Below are 14,815 nucleotides of genomic sequence, written 5' to 3'. Positions count from 1 at the left end.
CGGCACGCGCCAAAATCTCGGGCTGTTTCACCCTGGTTTGATTTGGCCCCGGCCCAGTCAGTCCGGTGATCCCGGAGGGATACCCAAGCGGCCAACGGGGGCAGACTGTAAATCTGCTGGCTTACGCCTTCGGTGGTTCGAATCCACCTCCCTCCACCACGTTTTCGTTGTTGTTTTGAGTTGTAGTGGTCTCCCGGTGCGGGAGTAGTTCAATGGTAGAACTGTAGCCTTCCAAGCTACTAGTGCGGGTTCGATTCCCGTCTCCCGCTCCACTGAACACCAGCACGGGGTCTGCAGCGATCCAGGCAGCACAACCGGTTTCACGCTCACGTAGCTCAGTCGGTAGAGCACCTCCTTGGTAAGGAGGAGGTCGAAGGTTCGATTCCTTTCGTGAGCACCACTTCCATCCATTGATCCACTCGAGAACCAGCAGCCATGGCAAAGGGTAAGTTCGAACGCACCAAGCCCCACGTGAACGTGGGCACGATTGGTCACGTTGACCACGGCAAGACGACGCTGACGGCGGCGCTGACGAAGATCGGCGCGGAGCGTTTCGGTGGCGAGTTCAAGGCGTACGACGCGATCGACGCAGCGCCGGAAGAGAAGGCGCGCGGCATCACGATCTCGACCGCGCACGTGGAATACGAATCTGCCGCGCGCCACTACGCGCACGTGGATTGCCCGGGCCACGCCGACTACGTGAAGAACATGATCACCGGTGCCGCCCAGATGGACGGCGCGATCCTGGTGTGCTCGGCCGCTGACGGCCCGATGCCGCAGACCCGCGAGCACATCCTGCTCTCGCGTCAGGTCGGCGTGCCGTACATCGTCGTGTTCCTGAACAAGGCCGACATGGTGGACGACGCCGAGCTGCTGGAGCTGGTGGAGATGGAAGTCCGCGAACTGCTGAGCAAGTACGAGTTCCCGGGCGACGACACCCCGATCATCTCGGGCTCGGCCCGCTTGGCGTTGGAAGGCGACCAGAGCGAGATCGGCGTGCCGGCGATCCTGAAGCTGGTGGACGCGCTGGACACCTGGATCCCGACCCCGGAGCGTGACGTCGACAAGCCGTTCCTGATGCCGGTGGAAGACGTGTTCTCGATCTCGGGCCGCGGCACCGTGGTGACCGGCCGTATCGAGCGCGGCGTGATCAAGGTGGGCGAGGAAATCGAGATCGTCGGTATCCGTCCGACCCAGAAGACCACGGTCACGGGCGTGGAAATGTTCCGCAAGCTGCTGGACCAGGGCCAGGCGGGCGACAACGCCGGTCTGCTGCTGCGCGGCACCAAGCGTGACGACGTGGAGCGTGGCCAGGTGCTGGCCAAGCCGGGTTCGATCACCCCGCACACCGAGTTCGAAGCCGAAGTCTACGTGCTGAGCAAGGACGAAGGCGGCCGTCACACCCCGTTCTTCAAGGGTTACCGTCCGCAGTTCTACTTCCGCACGACCGACATCACGGGCGCCGTGACCCTGCCGGAAGGCGTGGAAATGGTGATGCCGGGTGACAACATCAAGATGGTGGTCACCCTGATCAACCCGGTGGCGATGGACGAAGGCCTGCGTTTCGCGATCCGCGAGGGCGGCCGTACCGTCGGCGCCGGCGTGGTGGCCAAGATCATCAAGTAAGCCCCTGCGGTCCCGGCGAGGACTCGCCGGACAGCGACAAGGGCGGACCGGAACCTCGGTCCGCCTTCGCCGTCTAAGGGAAGGTTGTAGCAAATCGATACGCCAGTAGCTCAATTGGCAGAGCAGCGGTCTCCAAAACCGCAGGTTGGGGGTTCGAGTCCCTCCTGGCGTGCCACTTCCTTCCTCGCGGAGTCCGGATCTCCGGCACTCCCCCAGAGCAAAGAGCGACACTGACGTGAACAGCAAGGTCGAACAATCGAAAGCCGCCACTTCCGCGGGCGACATCGCCAAGTACGTCCTGGCGCTGGCGCTGGTCGTGGCTGGCCTGGTCGCATGGTGGTGGTTCAATGGCCAGTGGGCCACGCCGCTGCGTTCGCTGGCGGTCGTTGCCGGCCTGGTGCTGGGTGCGCTGGTATTCCTGCAGACGGGCAAGGGCCGTGACACGCGCGAGTTCCTGGCGGAATCCCGCTTCGAGTTGCGCAAGGTCGTGTGGCCGACCCGCGAAGAGGCTACCCGCACGACGTGGGTGGTGATCATCGTGGTGATCGTGCTTAGCTTGATCCTGGCCGGTTTCGACTTCGCCATCCAGGCGCTGATCGAATGGTTTCTGAATTTTGGCCGTTGAGGAGAGTCGCTCAGTGAAGCGCTGGTATGTCGTCCATGCTTATTCTGGCTTCGAGAAGTCGGTAGCCCAGGCCCTGCGCGACCGCATCGTCCGCGACGGCATGCAGGAGAAGTTCGGCGACGTGCTGGTCCCGACCGAAGAGGTCGTGGAAATGCGCTCCGGCCAGAAGCGCCGTTCCGAGCGCAAGTTCTTCCCCGGTTATGTGCTGGTCCAGATCGAGACCCACGACGAGGGTGGCATCCCGCGCATGGACAACGAGAGCTGGCACCTGGTGAAGGATACGTCCAAGGTGCTCGGCTTCATCGGTGGCACCGCTGACCGTCCGCTGCCGATCCGTGACGAGGAGGCGGCCGCCATCCTCGACCGCGTCCAGGAAGGCGTCGAGAAGCCCCGGCCCAAGGTGCTGTTCGAGCCCGGCGAGATGGTCCGCGTCACCGACGGCCCGTTCAACGATTTCAACGGCGTGGTCGAGGAAGTCAATTACGAGAAGAGCCGCCTGCGCGTGGCGGTGCTGATCTTCGGCCGTTCCACCCCGGTAGAGCTGGAGTTCGGGCAGGTCGAGAAGGCCTGATCCGGCGGTCCGGCGCATTCAGCCGGCCCTGTGAAACCCTGATATACTGCGCGGCTCCCTGACGGCGACGCCGGGCAGGAGCCATGGCCGCCCTCGGGTGGCCATTGGCGCGTTCAAGAAAACGCGATGCCGGGACGCGTGATTTTCCCGGTCCGATGGGGAGCCTGTTACCCAGGCGCTAGCACCCGGAGAGTACTCACATGGCAAAGAAAGTTGTCGGTTACATCAAGCTGCAGGTGAAGGCCGGTCAGGCCAACCCCTCGCCGCCGGTCGGTCCTGCGCTGGGTCAGCGCGGCCTGAACATCATGGAATTCTGCAAGGCGTTCAATGCCGCCACGCAGAAGCTGGAGCCGGGTCTGCCGATTCCGGTGGTCATCACGGCCTATTCCGACCGTACCTTCACCTTCATCACGAAGACGCCCCCGGCGTCGATCCTGCTGAAGAAGGCCGTCGGCATCACGTCCGGCTCCAAGCGCCCGAACACCGAGAAGGTGGGCAAGGTCACCCGCAAGCAGCTCGAGGACATCGCCAAGGCGAAGGAACCCGACCTGACCGCGGCCGACCTGGACGCTGCGGTGCGTACGATCGCGGGTTCCGCCCGCTCCATGGGCCTGACGGTAGAGGGTTAAGAGATGGCACAGAACAAGCGACAGAAGGCCATCCTGGCCGCCGTGACGCCCGGCAAGGCGTACGCCATTGACGAGGCCCTGAAGATCGTCAAGACCGCCACCAAGGCGAAGTTCGTCGAGTCCGTCGACGTTGCCGTGCGCCTGGGCGTGGATGCCAAGAAGTCCGACCAGCAGGTGCGCGGTTCCACCGTGCTGCCGGCCGGTACCGGCAAGTCGGTCCGCGTGGCGGTGTTCGCCCCGGCTGGCGCCAAGGCTGACGAAGCCGCTGCTGCCGGCGCCGAAGCCGTTGGCATGGACGACCTGGCAGAGAAGATGCTGGCCGGCGACATCAACTACGACGTGGTCATCGCCACGCCGGACGCGATGCGCGTGGTCGGCAAGCTGGGTACGGTCCTGGGCCCGCGCGGCCTGATGCCGAACCCGAAGGTCGGCACCGTGTCGCCGAACCCGGCCGAGGCGGTGAAGAACGCCAAGTCGGGCCAGGTGCGCTACCGCACCGACAAGGCCGGCATCATCCACTGCACCATCGGCAAGGCCAGCTTCGACGACGAAGCGCTGAAGTCCAACCTGCAGGCGCTGCTGATCGACTTGGTGAAGGCCAAGCCGGCCACCTCCAAGGGCCAGTACCTGCAGAAAATCTCGGTCAGCTCGACCATGGGCCCCGGCGTGACCGTGGACCAGTCCTCGCTGTCCCTGAAGTAATCGCATCACCCTGTCCCGCGACGCGGGGCAGGGCGCAACGAATTTTGAGGGCAGTCGCCCAGGCCGGATAACGGTGCAAGCGACAGCCGTCAAAGACCGCAGGTGCGGTCAGCGCGCCATGACGACGGGCACGGAGGCTCGTGTTGGCAGGGAATCGCCGTCGTGGCTAGCGGGATCGCTTAATCCATTCCCCCGGGAATGCGCCTGCGTAGATGGTGCCGCCTTCTGGAAGTTTTCTGGAGTCCGACCGCAAGGTCGCCAGTCAGACAGGCCACCGCCGGGACCTCTGCGTCCCCGGCATCCAGGACGGATGCCGTCCAGGACCGCGAGCGGCAGGAGCCGCAAGCGGAGTCAATTAGTGAGGAGTGTATGGCTCTCAATCTGTCCCAGAAGCAAGAAGTAGTCGCCGAACTGGCAGACGTCGCCGCCAAGGCGCACTCCCTGGTCGCCGCCGAATACGCAGGCACCACGGTCAGTCAGATGACCGCGATGCGCAAGAAGGCCCGCGAGACCGGCGTGTACTTGAAAGTTGTCAAGAACACGTTGGCCGTGCGTGCCGTGGCCGGTACCGAGTTCGAGGTTGTCCAGGACAAGCTCGTCGGTCCGCTGCTGTATGCGTTTTCGACCGAGGAGCCCGGCGCCGCCGGTCGCCTGATCAAGGAATTCGCCAAGGGCAACGACAAGCTGCAGCCGAAGGTCGTCTCCGTGGGTGGCCAGCTGTATCCGGCCAGCCATGTGGAAGTCCTGGCATCGCTGCCGACCCGCGATCAGGCGCTGGCCATGCTGGCCCGCGTGCTGGCCGAGCCCGCCGCGATGTTCGCCCGTGCCGTCAAGGCCGTGGCCGACAAGCAGGGTGGTGGCGAAGCGCCGGCGGAAGCCGTCGCGGAAGCCCCGGCTGAAGCCTGAGTTCGACGTCTTTACGGTTCTACGAACCCTAATCCCAGATAATTTCCAAAGGTAAACACAATGTCCCTTTCCAACGAACAGATCGTCGACGCCATTGCCGGCAAGACCCTGATGGAAGTGATGGAGCTGGTCAAGGCCATCGAAGAGAAGTTCGGCGTCTCCGCCGCCGCCCCGGTCGTCGCCGCTGCCGGTCCGGCCGCCGCCGCCGCCCCGGTCGAAGAGCAGACCGAGTTCACCATCGTCCTGAAGGACGCCGGTGCCAAGAAGGTCGACGTCATCAAGGCTGTCCGCGCCATCACCGGCCTGGGCCTGAAGGAAGCCAAGGACCTCACCGAGGCCGGCGGCGTGCTGAAGGAAGGCGTGTCGAAGGAAGATGCCGAGAAGTTCAAGAAGGACCTCGAAGCCGCTGGTGCGAGCGTCGAAGTCAAGTAAGTCGTATCCGTCGCCGGTTCACCCAGGCGACAACCCGAGGCCGGGGGCGAAAGCCCCTGGCCTTCGGTCGTTTCAAGACGTAGCGATGTAAACGCGAGTTTGTAGTTGGAAGTAGCGGCAGAAGGCGTGCTGGTGCCGGCAATACCAGCGACTTCCAACTGAAAATTCCCCCGTTCGAAAGAATGTCCCCCGTGTGGTCGCGGACGCGCGCCCCACGCTGCCAAAGGCACAGTCACATGACGACATATTCGTTCACCGAAAAGAAGCGCATCCGCAAGGATTTCGGCAAGCAGCGGTCGATCCTCGAGGTCCCGTTCCTGCTCGCCATCCAGGTCGACTCCTACCGCGAGTTCCTGCAGGAGCACACCGACGCCGCCAAGCGCGAAGACCGTGGCCTGCATGCCGCGCTGAAGTCGGTCTTCCCGATCGCCAGCTACAGCGGCAACGCCGCGCTGGAATATGTCGGCTACAAGCTCGGCGAGCCGGTGTTCGACGAGCGCGAGTGCCGCAACCGTGGCCTGAGCTACGGCGCACCGCTGCGCGTCACCGTCCGCCTGGTGATCTACGACCGCGAGTCGTCCACCAAGGCCATCAAGTACGTGAAGGAGCAGGAGGTCTATCTGGGCGAGATCCCGCTCATGACCGACAACGGCACCTTCATCGTCAACGGCACCGAGCGCGTCATCGTCTCGCAGCTGCACCGCTCGCCGGGTGTGTTCTTCGACCACGACCGTGGCAAGACCCACAGCTCGGGCAAGCTGCTGTACAGCGCACGCATCATTCCTTACCGCGGCTCCTGGCTGGACTTCGAGTTCGACCCGAAGGACGCGCTGTTCACGCGTATCGACCGTCGCCGCAAGCTGCCGGTCTCGATCCTGCTGCGTGCGCTGGGCTACTCCAACGAGGAAATGCTCAACGAGTTCTTCGATGTCAACACGTTCCACATCCTGCCGGAAGGCGTGCAGCTGGAGCTGGTCGCCGAGCGCCTGCGCGGCGAAACGCTGAACTTCGACCTGGCCGATGGCGACAAGGTCATCGTGGAAGCCGGCAAGCGCATCACCGCGCGCCACGTGAAGCAGCTGGAACAGTCGGGCATCGCCGCACTGGCCGTGCCCGATGAATACCTGGTCGGCCGCATCCTGTCGCACGACGTGATCGACGCCAACACCGGCGAGCTGCTGGCTTCCGCCAACGACGAAATCACCGACGACCAGCTGGCCAAGTTCCGCAAGGCCGGCGTGGACGCCGTGGGTACGTTGTGGGTCAACGACCTGGACCGCGGCCCGTACCTGTCCAACACGCTGCGCATCGATCCGACCAAGACCCAGCTGGAAGCGCTGGTCGAGATCTACCGCATGATGCGTCCCGGCGAGCCGCCGACCAAGGACGCTGCGCAGAACCTGTTCCACAACCTGTTCTTCACCTTCGAGCGCTACGACCTCTCCAACGTCGGCCGCATGAAGTTCAACCGTCGCGTGGGCCGCAAGGAAACCACCGGCGAAGCCGTGCTGTACGACAAGAAGTACTTCGGCGCGCGCAACGATGAAGAAGCCAAGCGCCTGGTCGCCAGCCTGGGCGAGACCTCGGACATCCTGGACGTCATCAAGGTCCTGACCGAGATCCGCAACGGCCGCGGCACCGTCGATGACATCGACCACCTGGGCAACCGTCGCGTGCGTTCGGTCGGCGAAATGGCCGAGAACGTGTTCCGCGTGGGCCTGGTCCGCGTCGAGCGCGCCGTGAAGGAACGCCTGTCGATGGCCGAGTCCGAAGGCCTGACCCCGCAGGAACTGATCAACGCCAAGCCGGTGGCCGCCGCGATCAAGGAGTTCTTCGGCTCCTCGCAGCTGTCGCAGTTCATGGACCAGAACAACCCGCTGTCGGAAGTCACGCACAAGCGTCGCGTCTCGGCCCTCGGCCCGGGCGGCCTGACCCGCGAGCGCGCCGGCTTCGAAGTCCGCGACGTGCACCCGACCCATTACGGTCGCGTCTGCACCATCGAGACGCCGGAAGGCCCGAACATCGGCCTGATCAACTCGCTGGCCGTGTACGCCCGCACCAACGGTTATGGCTTCCTCGAGACGCCGTACCGCAAGGTCGTGGACGGCATGATCACCGACGAGATCGAGTACCTGTCGGCGATCGAGGAGAACGAGTACGTCATCGCGCAGGCCAACGCGCTGCATGACGCCAAGAGCCGCCTGACCGAGCAGTTCGTGCCGTGCCGTTACCAGGGCGAATCGCTGCTGAAGCCGCCGAGCGAAGTCGACTACATGGACGTCTCGCCGATGCAGACCGTGTCGGTCGCCGCGGCGCTGGTCCCGTTCCTGGAGCACGATGACGCCAACCGCGCATTGATGGGCGCCAACATGCAGCGCCAGGCTGTGCCCACGCTGCGCGCGCAGAAGCCGCTGGTCGGTACCGGCATCGAGCGCGCCGTGGCGCGCGACTCGGGCGTGACCGTGAACGCGCGTCGTGGCGGCGTGGTCGAGCAGATCGACGCCGGCCGCATCGTGGTCAAGGTCAATGAAGTCGAGATCTCCGGCGAAACCGATGCCGGCGTCGACATCTATTCGCTGATCAAGTACACGCGCTCGAACCAGAACACCTGCATCAACCAGCGTCCGCTGGTGAACGTGGGCGATGTGGTCGCGCGCGGCGACGTGCTGGCCGACGGTCCCTCGACCGACATCGGCGAGCTGGCGCTGGGCCAGAACATGCTGATCGCGTTCATGCCGTGGAACGGCTACAACTTCGAAGACTCCATCCTGCTCTCCGAGCGCGTGGTGGAAGAGGATCGCTACACCACGATCCACATCGAAGAGCTGACCTGCGTCGCGCGCGACACCAAGCTGGGACCGGAGGAAATCTCCGCCGACATCCCGAACGTCTCCGAGCAGGCACTGAACCGCCTCGACGAGAGTGGCGTGGTGTACATCGGTGCGGAAGTGCGCGCCGGCGACATCATGGTGGGCAAGGTCACGCCGAAGGGCGAGAGCCAGCTGACCCCGGAAGAGAAGCTGCTGCGCGCGATCTTCGGCGAGAAGGCCTCGGACGTGAAGGACAGCTCGCTGCGCGTGCCGCCGGGCATGGACGGCACCGTCATCGACGTGCAGGTCTTCACCCGTGACGGCATCGAGAAGGACAAGCGTGCGCGCCAGATCGAGGAAAACGAGATCAAGCGCGTCAAGAAGGACTTCGACGACCAGTTCCGCATCCTCGAAGGCGCCATCTACGCCCGCCTGCGTTCGCAGCTGGTCGGCAAGGTCGCCAACGGTGGTCCGGGCACGCTGAAGAAGGGCGATGCGATCACCGACGCCTACCTGGACGGCCTGAAGAAGTCCGAGTGGTTCACCCTGCGCATGAAGGACGATGATGCGTCCGACGCCATCGAGCGCGCCCAGATGCAGATCCAGGCGCACGAGAAGGAGTTCGAGCGTCGCTTCGCCGACAAGCGCGGCAAGATCACCGCCGGCGACGACCTCGCCCCGGGCGTGCTGAAGATGGTCAAGGTGTACCTGGCCGTGAAGCGCCGCATCCAGCCGGGCGACAAGATGGCCGGCCGCCACGGCAACAAGGGTGTCGTGTCGACGATCGTTCCTGTCGAGGACATGCCCTACATGGCCACCGGCGAGACCGTGGACATCGTGCTGAACCCGCTGGGCGTGCCGTCGCGCATGAACATCGGCCAGGTGCTGGAAGTGCACCTGGGCTGGGCCGCCAAGGGGCTGGGTCGCAAGATCCAGAACATGCTGGAAGCCCAGGCCAAGGTCGCCGACCTGCGCAAGTTCCTGACCCAGATCTACAACCACGACCAGAAGCTGGGCGAGGACCGCGTGGACCTGGACCAGTTCAGCGACAAGGAGCTGATCGCGCTGGCCGAGAACCTGACCGACGGCGTGCCGATGGCCACCCCGGTGTTCGACGGCGCGGCGGAAACCGAGATCAAGCACATGCTCGAACTCGCGGACCTGCCGATCAGCGGCCAGACCCAGTTGTACGACGGCCGTACCGGCGAGGCGTTCGACCGCCACACCACGGTCGGCTACATGCACATGCTGAAGCTGAACCACCTGGTGGACGACAAGATGCACGCGCGTTCCACCGGTCCGTACTCGCTCGTCACCCAGCAGCCGCTGGGCGGCAAGGCGCAGTTCGGTGGCCAGCGCTTCGGTGAAATGGAAGTCTGGGCGCTGGAAGCCTATGGCGCGGCGCACACCCTGCAGGAAATGCTGACGGTCAAGTCGGACGACGTGCAGGGCCGCAACCAGATGTACAAGAACATCGTCGATGGTGCCCACGAGATGGTCGCGGGCATGCCGGAATCCTTCAACGTGCTGGTGAAGGAAATCCGCTCGCTCGCCATCAACATGGAACTGGAAGACTGATCGCAACGGCGCGGCGGCACTCAACGGCCTCCGCGCCTTCCGAACACGGTCAACCCGCCCTCGACAAAGATTCCTCCTGACGGAGAAACAAAATGAAAGACCTGCTCAACCTCTTCAACCAGCAGCGCCAGACGCTGGACTTCGACGCGATCAAGATCGCGCTGGCCTCGCCGGACCTGATCCGTTCGTGGTCCTTCGGCGAAGTGAAGAAGCCGGAAACCATCAACTACCGTACCTTCAAGCCGGAACGCGACGGTCTGTTCTGCTCGGCCATCTTCGGGCCGATCAAGGATTACGAGTGCCTGTGCGGCAAGTACAAGCGCATGAAGCACCGTGGCGTGGTCTGCGAGAAGTGCGGCACGGAAGTGACGCTGGCCAAGGTGCGCCGCGAGCGCATGGGCCACATCGACCTGGCCAGCCCGGTCGCGCACATCTGGTTCCTCAAGTCGCTGCCGTCGCGCATCGGCCTGATGCTGGACATGACCCTGCGCGACATCGAGCGCGTGCTGTACTTCGAAGCCTACGTGGTCACCGAGCCGGGCCTGACCTCGCTCGAACGCCGCCAGTTGTTGACCGAAGAGCAGTTCATGCAGGCGCGCCAGGAACACGGCGACGACTTCGACGCCGCCATGGGCGCCGAGGCCGTCTACGACCTGCTGCGCACGATCGACCTGCAGGCCGAGATGGTGAACCTGCGCGAGGAAATCGCCAGCACCGGTTCGGAGACCAAGCTCAAGCGCCTCACCAAGCGCATCAAGCTGATGGAAGCGTTCCTGGAATCGGGCAACCGTCCGGAATGGATGGTCATGACCGTGCTGCCGGTGCTGCCGCCGGACCTGCGTCCGCTGGTACCGCTGGACGGCGGCCGCTTCGCGACCTCCGACCTGAATGACCTGTACCGTCGCGTCATCAACCGCAACAACCGCCTGCGCCGCCTGCTCGAACTGAATGCGCCGGACATCATCGTGCGCAACGAAAAGCGCATGCTGCAGGAGTCCGTTGACGCCCTGATGGACAACGGCCGTCGTGGCCGCGCCATCACCGGCACCAACAAGCGCCCGCTCAAGTCGCTGGCCGACATGATCAAGGGCAAGCAGGGCCGCTTCCGCCAGAACCTGCTGGGCAAGCGCGTCGACTACTCCGGCCGTTCGGTCATCGTGGTCGGCCCGACCCTGCGCCTGCACGAATGCGGCCTGCCGAAGAAGATGGCGCTGGAGCTGTTCAAGCCGTTCGTGTTCGCCAAGCTGCAGCGTCGCGGCCTGGCCACCACCATCAAGGCCGCCAAGAAGCTGGTCGAGCGCGAAGAAGCCGAAGTCTGGGACATCCTGGAAGAAGTCATCCGCGAGCACCCGGTTCTGCTGAACCGCGCGCCGACGCTGCATCGCCTGGGCATCCAGGCGTTCGAGCCGGTCCTGATCGAAGGCAAGGCCATCCAACTGCACCCGCTGGTCTGTACTGCGTTCAACGCTGACTTCGACGGTGACCAGATGGCCGTCCACGTGCCGCTGTCGCTGGAAGCGCAGCTGGAAGCACGCGCGCTGATGATGTCCTCCAACAACATCCTGTCGCCGGCCAACGGCGAGCCGATCATCGTGCCGTCGCAGGACGTCGTGCTGGGCCTGTACTACATGACCCGCGCGCTGGAGAACAAGAAGGGCGAGGGCATGGCCTTCGCCAACATCGCCGAGGTCAAGCGCGCCTACGACAACCGCGCCGTCGAACTGCACGCGAAGGTCAAGGTCCGCATCAGCGGTACCGTGATCGACGAGGAAGGTGGCCGCAGCAAGCAGACCAATATCGTGGACACCACGATCGGCCGCGCCCTGCTGGCCGAGATCCTGCCGGAAGGCCTGCCGTTCGCCCTGGTCAACACCGAGTTGAACAAGAAGGCCATCAGCCGCCTGATCAACTCCAGCTACCGCATGCTGGGCCTGAAGGACACGGTCGTGTTCGCCGACAAGCTGATGTACACCGGCTTCGCGTACGCCACGCGCGCCGGCGTCTCCATCGGCATCGACGACATGCTGATCCCGGCCGAGAAGAAGGGCATCCTGGGCGAAGCCGAGCAGGAAGTGCTGGAGATCCAGGAGCAGTACCAGAGTGGCCTGGTCACCGCCGGCGAGCGCTACAACAAGGTGGTCGACATCTGGTCGCGCACCAATGAGCGCATCGCCAAGGCGATGATGGAGACCATCGGTACCGACAAGGTGCAGAACGCCAAGGGCGAGACCATCAACGAGAAGTCGATGAACTCGCTGTACATCATGGCCGACTCCGGCGCCCGTGGTAGCCAGGCGCAGATCCGCCAGCTGGCCGGCATGCGCGGCCTGATGGCCCGTCCCGACGGTTCGATCATCGAGACGCCCATCAAGGCGAACTTCCGCGAAGGCCTGAACGTCCAGGAATACTTCAACTCCACCCACGGTGCCCGAAAGGGCCTGGCCGATACCGCGCTGAAGACGGCGAACTCCGGTTACCTGACCCGTCGCTTGGTCGACGTGGCGCAGGACGTGGTGATCACCGAGGTCGATTGCGGTACGTCGGAAGGCCTGATGATGACCCCGATCGTGGAAGGCGGCGACGTGGTCGAGCCGCTGCGCGACCGCGTGCTGGGCCGCATCGTGGCCGAGGACGTGTTCCTGCCGGGCAACGACGAGGATCCGATCGTCACCCGCAACACGCTGCTGGACGAAGCCTGGGTGCAGAAGCTGGAAGATGCCGGCGTGCAGGCGTTGAAGGTGCGCTCCACCATCACCTGCGAATCCGATTTCGGCGTCTGCGCGCACTGCTATGGCCGTGACCTGGCCCGTGGCCACATCGTCAACATCGGCGAAGCGGTCGGCGTCATCGCCGCGCAGTCGATCGGCGAGCCCGGCACCCAGCTGACCATGCGTACGTTCCACATCGGTGGTGCGGCATCGCGTGCGGCGGCGGTCGACAACATCACCGTCAAGACCACCGGCTCGATCAAGTTCAACAACCTCAAGTTCGTCGAACACGCCAATGGCAGCCTGGTCGCGGTTTCGCGCTCGGGCGAACTGTCGGTGCTCGATGGCCACGGCCGTGAGCGCGAGCGTTACAAGCTGCCCTACGGCGCCACCATCAACGTCAAGGACGGCGACCAGATCACGGCCGGCCAGGCCGTGGCGAACTGGGATCCGCATAACCACCCGATCGTGTCGGAAGTGGCCGGCTTCGTGCGCTTCGTCGACTTCGTCGATGGCGTCACCGTCATCGAGAAGACCGATGACCTGACCGGCCTGGCCTCGCGCGAGATCACCGATCCGAAGCGTCGCGGTTCGCAGGGCAAGGACCTGCGCCCGATCGTCCGCATCGTGGACAAGGACGGCAAGGACCTGAGCATCCCGGGTACCGACCTGCCGGCGCAGTACCTGCTGCCGCCGCGCTCGATCGTCAACCTGCAGGACGGCGCGCCCGTCGGCGTGGGCGACGTGGTCACCAAGGTGCCGCAGGAAGCGTCCAAGACCCGCGACATCACCGGTGGTCTGCCGCGCGTCGCCGACCTGTTCGAAGCCCGCAAGCCGAAGGATCCGGCGATCCTGGCCGAGCGCTCCGGCATCATCAGCTTCGGCAAGGACACCAAGGGCAAGCAGCGCCTGATCATCAAGGACACCGATGGTTCGGAGCACGAAGAGCTGATCCCGAAGTTCCGCCAGATCATCGTGTTCGAAGGCGAGCACGTGGCCAAGGGCGAAACCATCGTGGACGGCGAGCCGAGCCCGCAGGACATCCTGCGTCTGCTGGGCGTCGAGCCGCTGGCGGCCTACCTGGTCAAGGAAATCCAGGACGTCTACCGCCTGCAGGGCGTGAAGATCAACGACAAGCACATCGAGGTGATCACCCGCCAGATGTTGCGCAAGGTCGAGATCACCGACGCCGGCAACAGCAAGTTCCTGGCCGGCGAGCAGGTGGAGAAGCAGCGCCTGATCGAAGAAAACGCCAAGCTGGCGGCCCGCAACGAACTGCTCGCGAAGTACGATCCGGTGCTGCTGGGCATCACCAAGGCCTCGCTGGCGACCGAGTCGTTCATCTCAGCGGCCTCCTTCCAGGAGACCACCCGTGTACTGACCGAGGCGGCCGTCCGCGGCACCCGTGACACCCTGCGCGGCCTGAAGGAGAACGTCATCGTGGGTCGACTGATCCCGGCCGGCACCGGTCTGGCGTACCACAACCAGCGCCGCCGCAATGCCTCCGGCTTGACCGAGGCCGAAGTGAACGCCCTGTCGGGTGGCAGCGTCGAGGCCGCTCCGGCCGCCGCCGTGACCACCACCGACGAAGCGGGCGAGGAGTCCAGCGCCAGCTAAACCGTACTACCCGACGGCCTCCGGGCCGTCCCAGACCACGAAAAGAGGCGCAGGATGCGCCTCGTTTTCGGCCCAGGATGGGCGGGATCGCAGTCAGTTGGCAGGCACTTGCCGCCGTCGCGTTGACGGTCGGGCAGGTTGCCGGCTATACTTTTCCGTCTAGGTGGGCCGTATTGCGGCCTGCCTTCGTTTTCATGTCAAACAAGGCTCCGGCCTTCACACGAAGAACCCACTATGGCAACCGTCAATCAGCTGGTCCGCAAGCCGCGGCAGGCCCCCACGTACAAGAGCCAGTCGCCCGCGCTGGACAACTGCCCGCAGCGTCGCGGCGTGTGCACCCGCGTCTACACGACCACCCCGAAGAAGCCCAACTCGGCCCTTCGCAAGGTCGCCAAGGTGCGCCTGACCAACCAGGAAGAAATCATCAGCTACATCGGCGGTGAAGGCCACAACCTGCAGGAGCACTCCGTGGTGCTCGTGCGCGGCGGTCGCGTGAAGGATCTGCCGGGCGTGCGCTACCACACCGTGCGCGGTTCGCTCGACGCCTCCGGCGTCGCCAAGCGCCGCCAGGGCCGTTCCAAGTACGGCGCCAAGCGTCCCAAGGCTTAAGG

10 protein-coding genes and 4 tRNA genes are annotated in these 14,815 nt (G+C 64.6%); all 14 read left to right on the top strand.

Annotation, left to right across the window (positions count from 1 at the left end; genetic code table 11):
• The first annotated feature begins 73 nt into the window (after positions 1-73).
• A tRNA-Tyr gene (locus WBN46_RS09585) sits at positions 74-159 on the top strand.
• 39 nt (positions 160-198) lie between these two features.
• Positions 199-272, top strand: a tRNA-Gly gene (locus WBN46_RS09580).
• Between the two features lie 52 nt (positions 273-324).
• Positions 325-400, top strand: a tRNA-Thr gene (locus tag WBN46_RS09575).
• A gap of 35 nt (positions 401-435) precedes the next feature.
• Complete coding sequence (gene tuf / locus WBN46_RS09570) at positions 436-1,626, top strand: elongation factor Tu (RefSeq protein ID WP_056879796.1); 1,191 nt, start codon at positions 436-438, stop codon at positions 1,624-1,626.
• Between the two features lie 99 nt (positions 1,627-1,725).
• Positions 1,726-1,801, top strand: a tRNA-Trp gene (locus WBN46_RS09565).
• Between the two features lie 60 nt (positions 1,802-1,861).
• Complete coding sequence (secE, locus tag WBN46_RS09560) at positions 1,862-2,251, top strand: preprotein translocase subunit SecE (protein ID WP_337731297.1); 390 nt, start codon at positions 1,862-1,864, stop codon at positions 2,249-2,251.
• 13 nt (positions 2,252-2,264) lie between these two features.
• Positions 2,265-2,822: a transcription termination/antitermination protein NusG gene (gene nusG, locus WBN46_RS09555; RefSeq protein WP_142126302.1), complete on the top strand. Its 558-nt coding sequence runs from the start codon at positions 2,265-2,267 to the stop codon at positions 2,820-2,822.
• A 200-nt stretch (positions 2,823-3,022) separates the two neighbouring features.
• A complete protein-coding gene (gene rplK / locus WBN46_RS09550) occupies positions 3,023-3,451 on the top strand; it encodes a 50S ribosomal protein L11 (protein WP_055945202.1) in 429 nt (142 codons plus the stop codon).
• Between the two features lie 3 nt (positions 3,452-3,454).
• A complete protein-coding gene (rplA, locus tag WBN46_RS09545) occupies positions 3,455-4,153 on the top strand; it encodes a 50S ribosomal protein L1 (protein WP_142126301.1) in 699 nt (232 codons plus the stop codon).
• Between the two features lie 369 nt (positions 4,154-4,522).
• Positions 4,523-5,059 (top strand): 50S ribosomal protein L10, encoded by a 537-nt coding sequence (gene rplJ, locus WBN46_RS09540; RefSeq protein ID WP_192201795.1) that lies wholly within the window; start codon positions 4,523-4,525, stop codon positions 5,057-5,059.
• A gap of 60 nt (positions 5,060-5,119) precedes the next feature.
• Positions 5,120-5,491, top strand: coding sequence for a 50S ribosomal protein L7/L12 (gene rplL, locus WBN46_RS09535; RefSeq protein ID WP_142126299.1), 372 nt, complete (start codon positions 5,120-5,122; stop codon positions 5,489-5,491).
• A 236-nt stretch (positions 5,492-5,727) separates the two neighbouring features.
• A complete protein-coding gene (gene rpoB, locus WBN46_RS09530) occupies positions 5,728-9,879 on the top strand; it encodes a DNA-directed RNA polymerase subunit beta (protein WP_337731296.1) in 4,152 nt (1,383 codons plus the stop codon).
• 92 nt (positions 9,880-9,971) lie between these two features.
• Entirely contained in the window at positions 9,972-14,204 is a 4,233-nt protein-coding gene (gene rpoC, locus WBN46_RS09525) for a DNA-directed RNA polymerase subunit beta' (protein ID WP_337731295.1), read from the top strand.
• 234 nt (positions 14,205-14,438) lie between these two features.
• On the top strand, positions 14,439-14,813 hold the full coding sequence (gene rpsL / locus WBN46_RS09520; RefSeq protein WP_055945224.1) for a 30S ribosomal protein S12: 375 nt from the start codon (positions 14,439-14,441) through the stop codon (positions 14,811-14,813).
• Positions 14,814-14,815 lie beyond the last annotated feature (2 nt).

Source organism: Pseudoxanthomonas sp. CCNWLW251 (assembly GCF_037402255.1).
Classification (GTDB): Bacteria; Pseudomonadota; Gammaproteobacteria; order Xanthomonadales; family Xanthomonadaceae; genus Pseudoxanthomonas_A.
The sequence above is the reverse complement of the archived record's forward strand: the minus strand, read 5'-3'. Positions and strand labels throughout refer to the sequence as shown.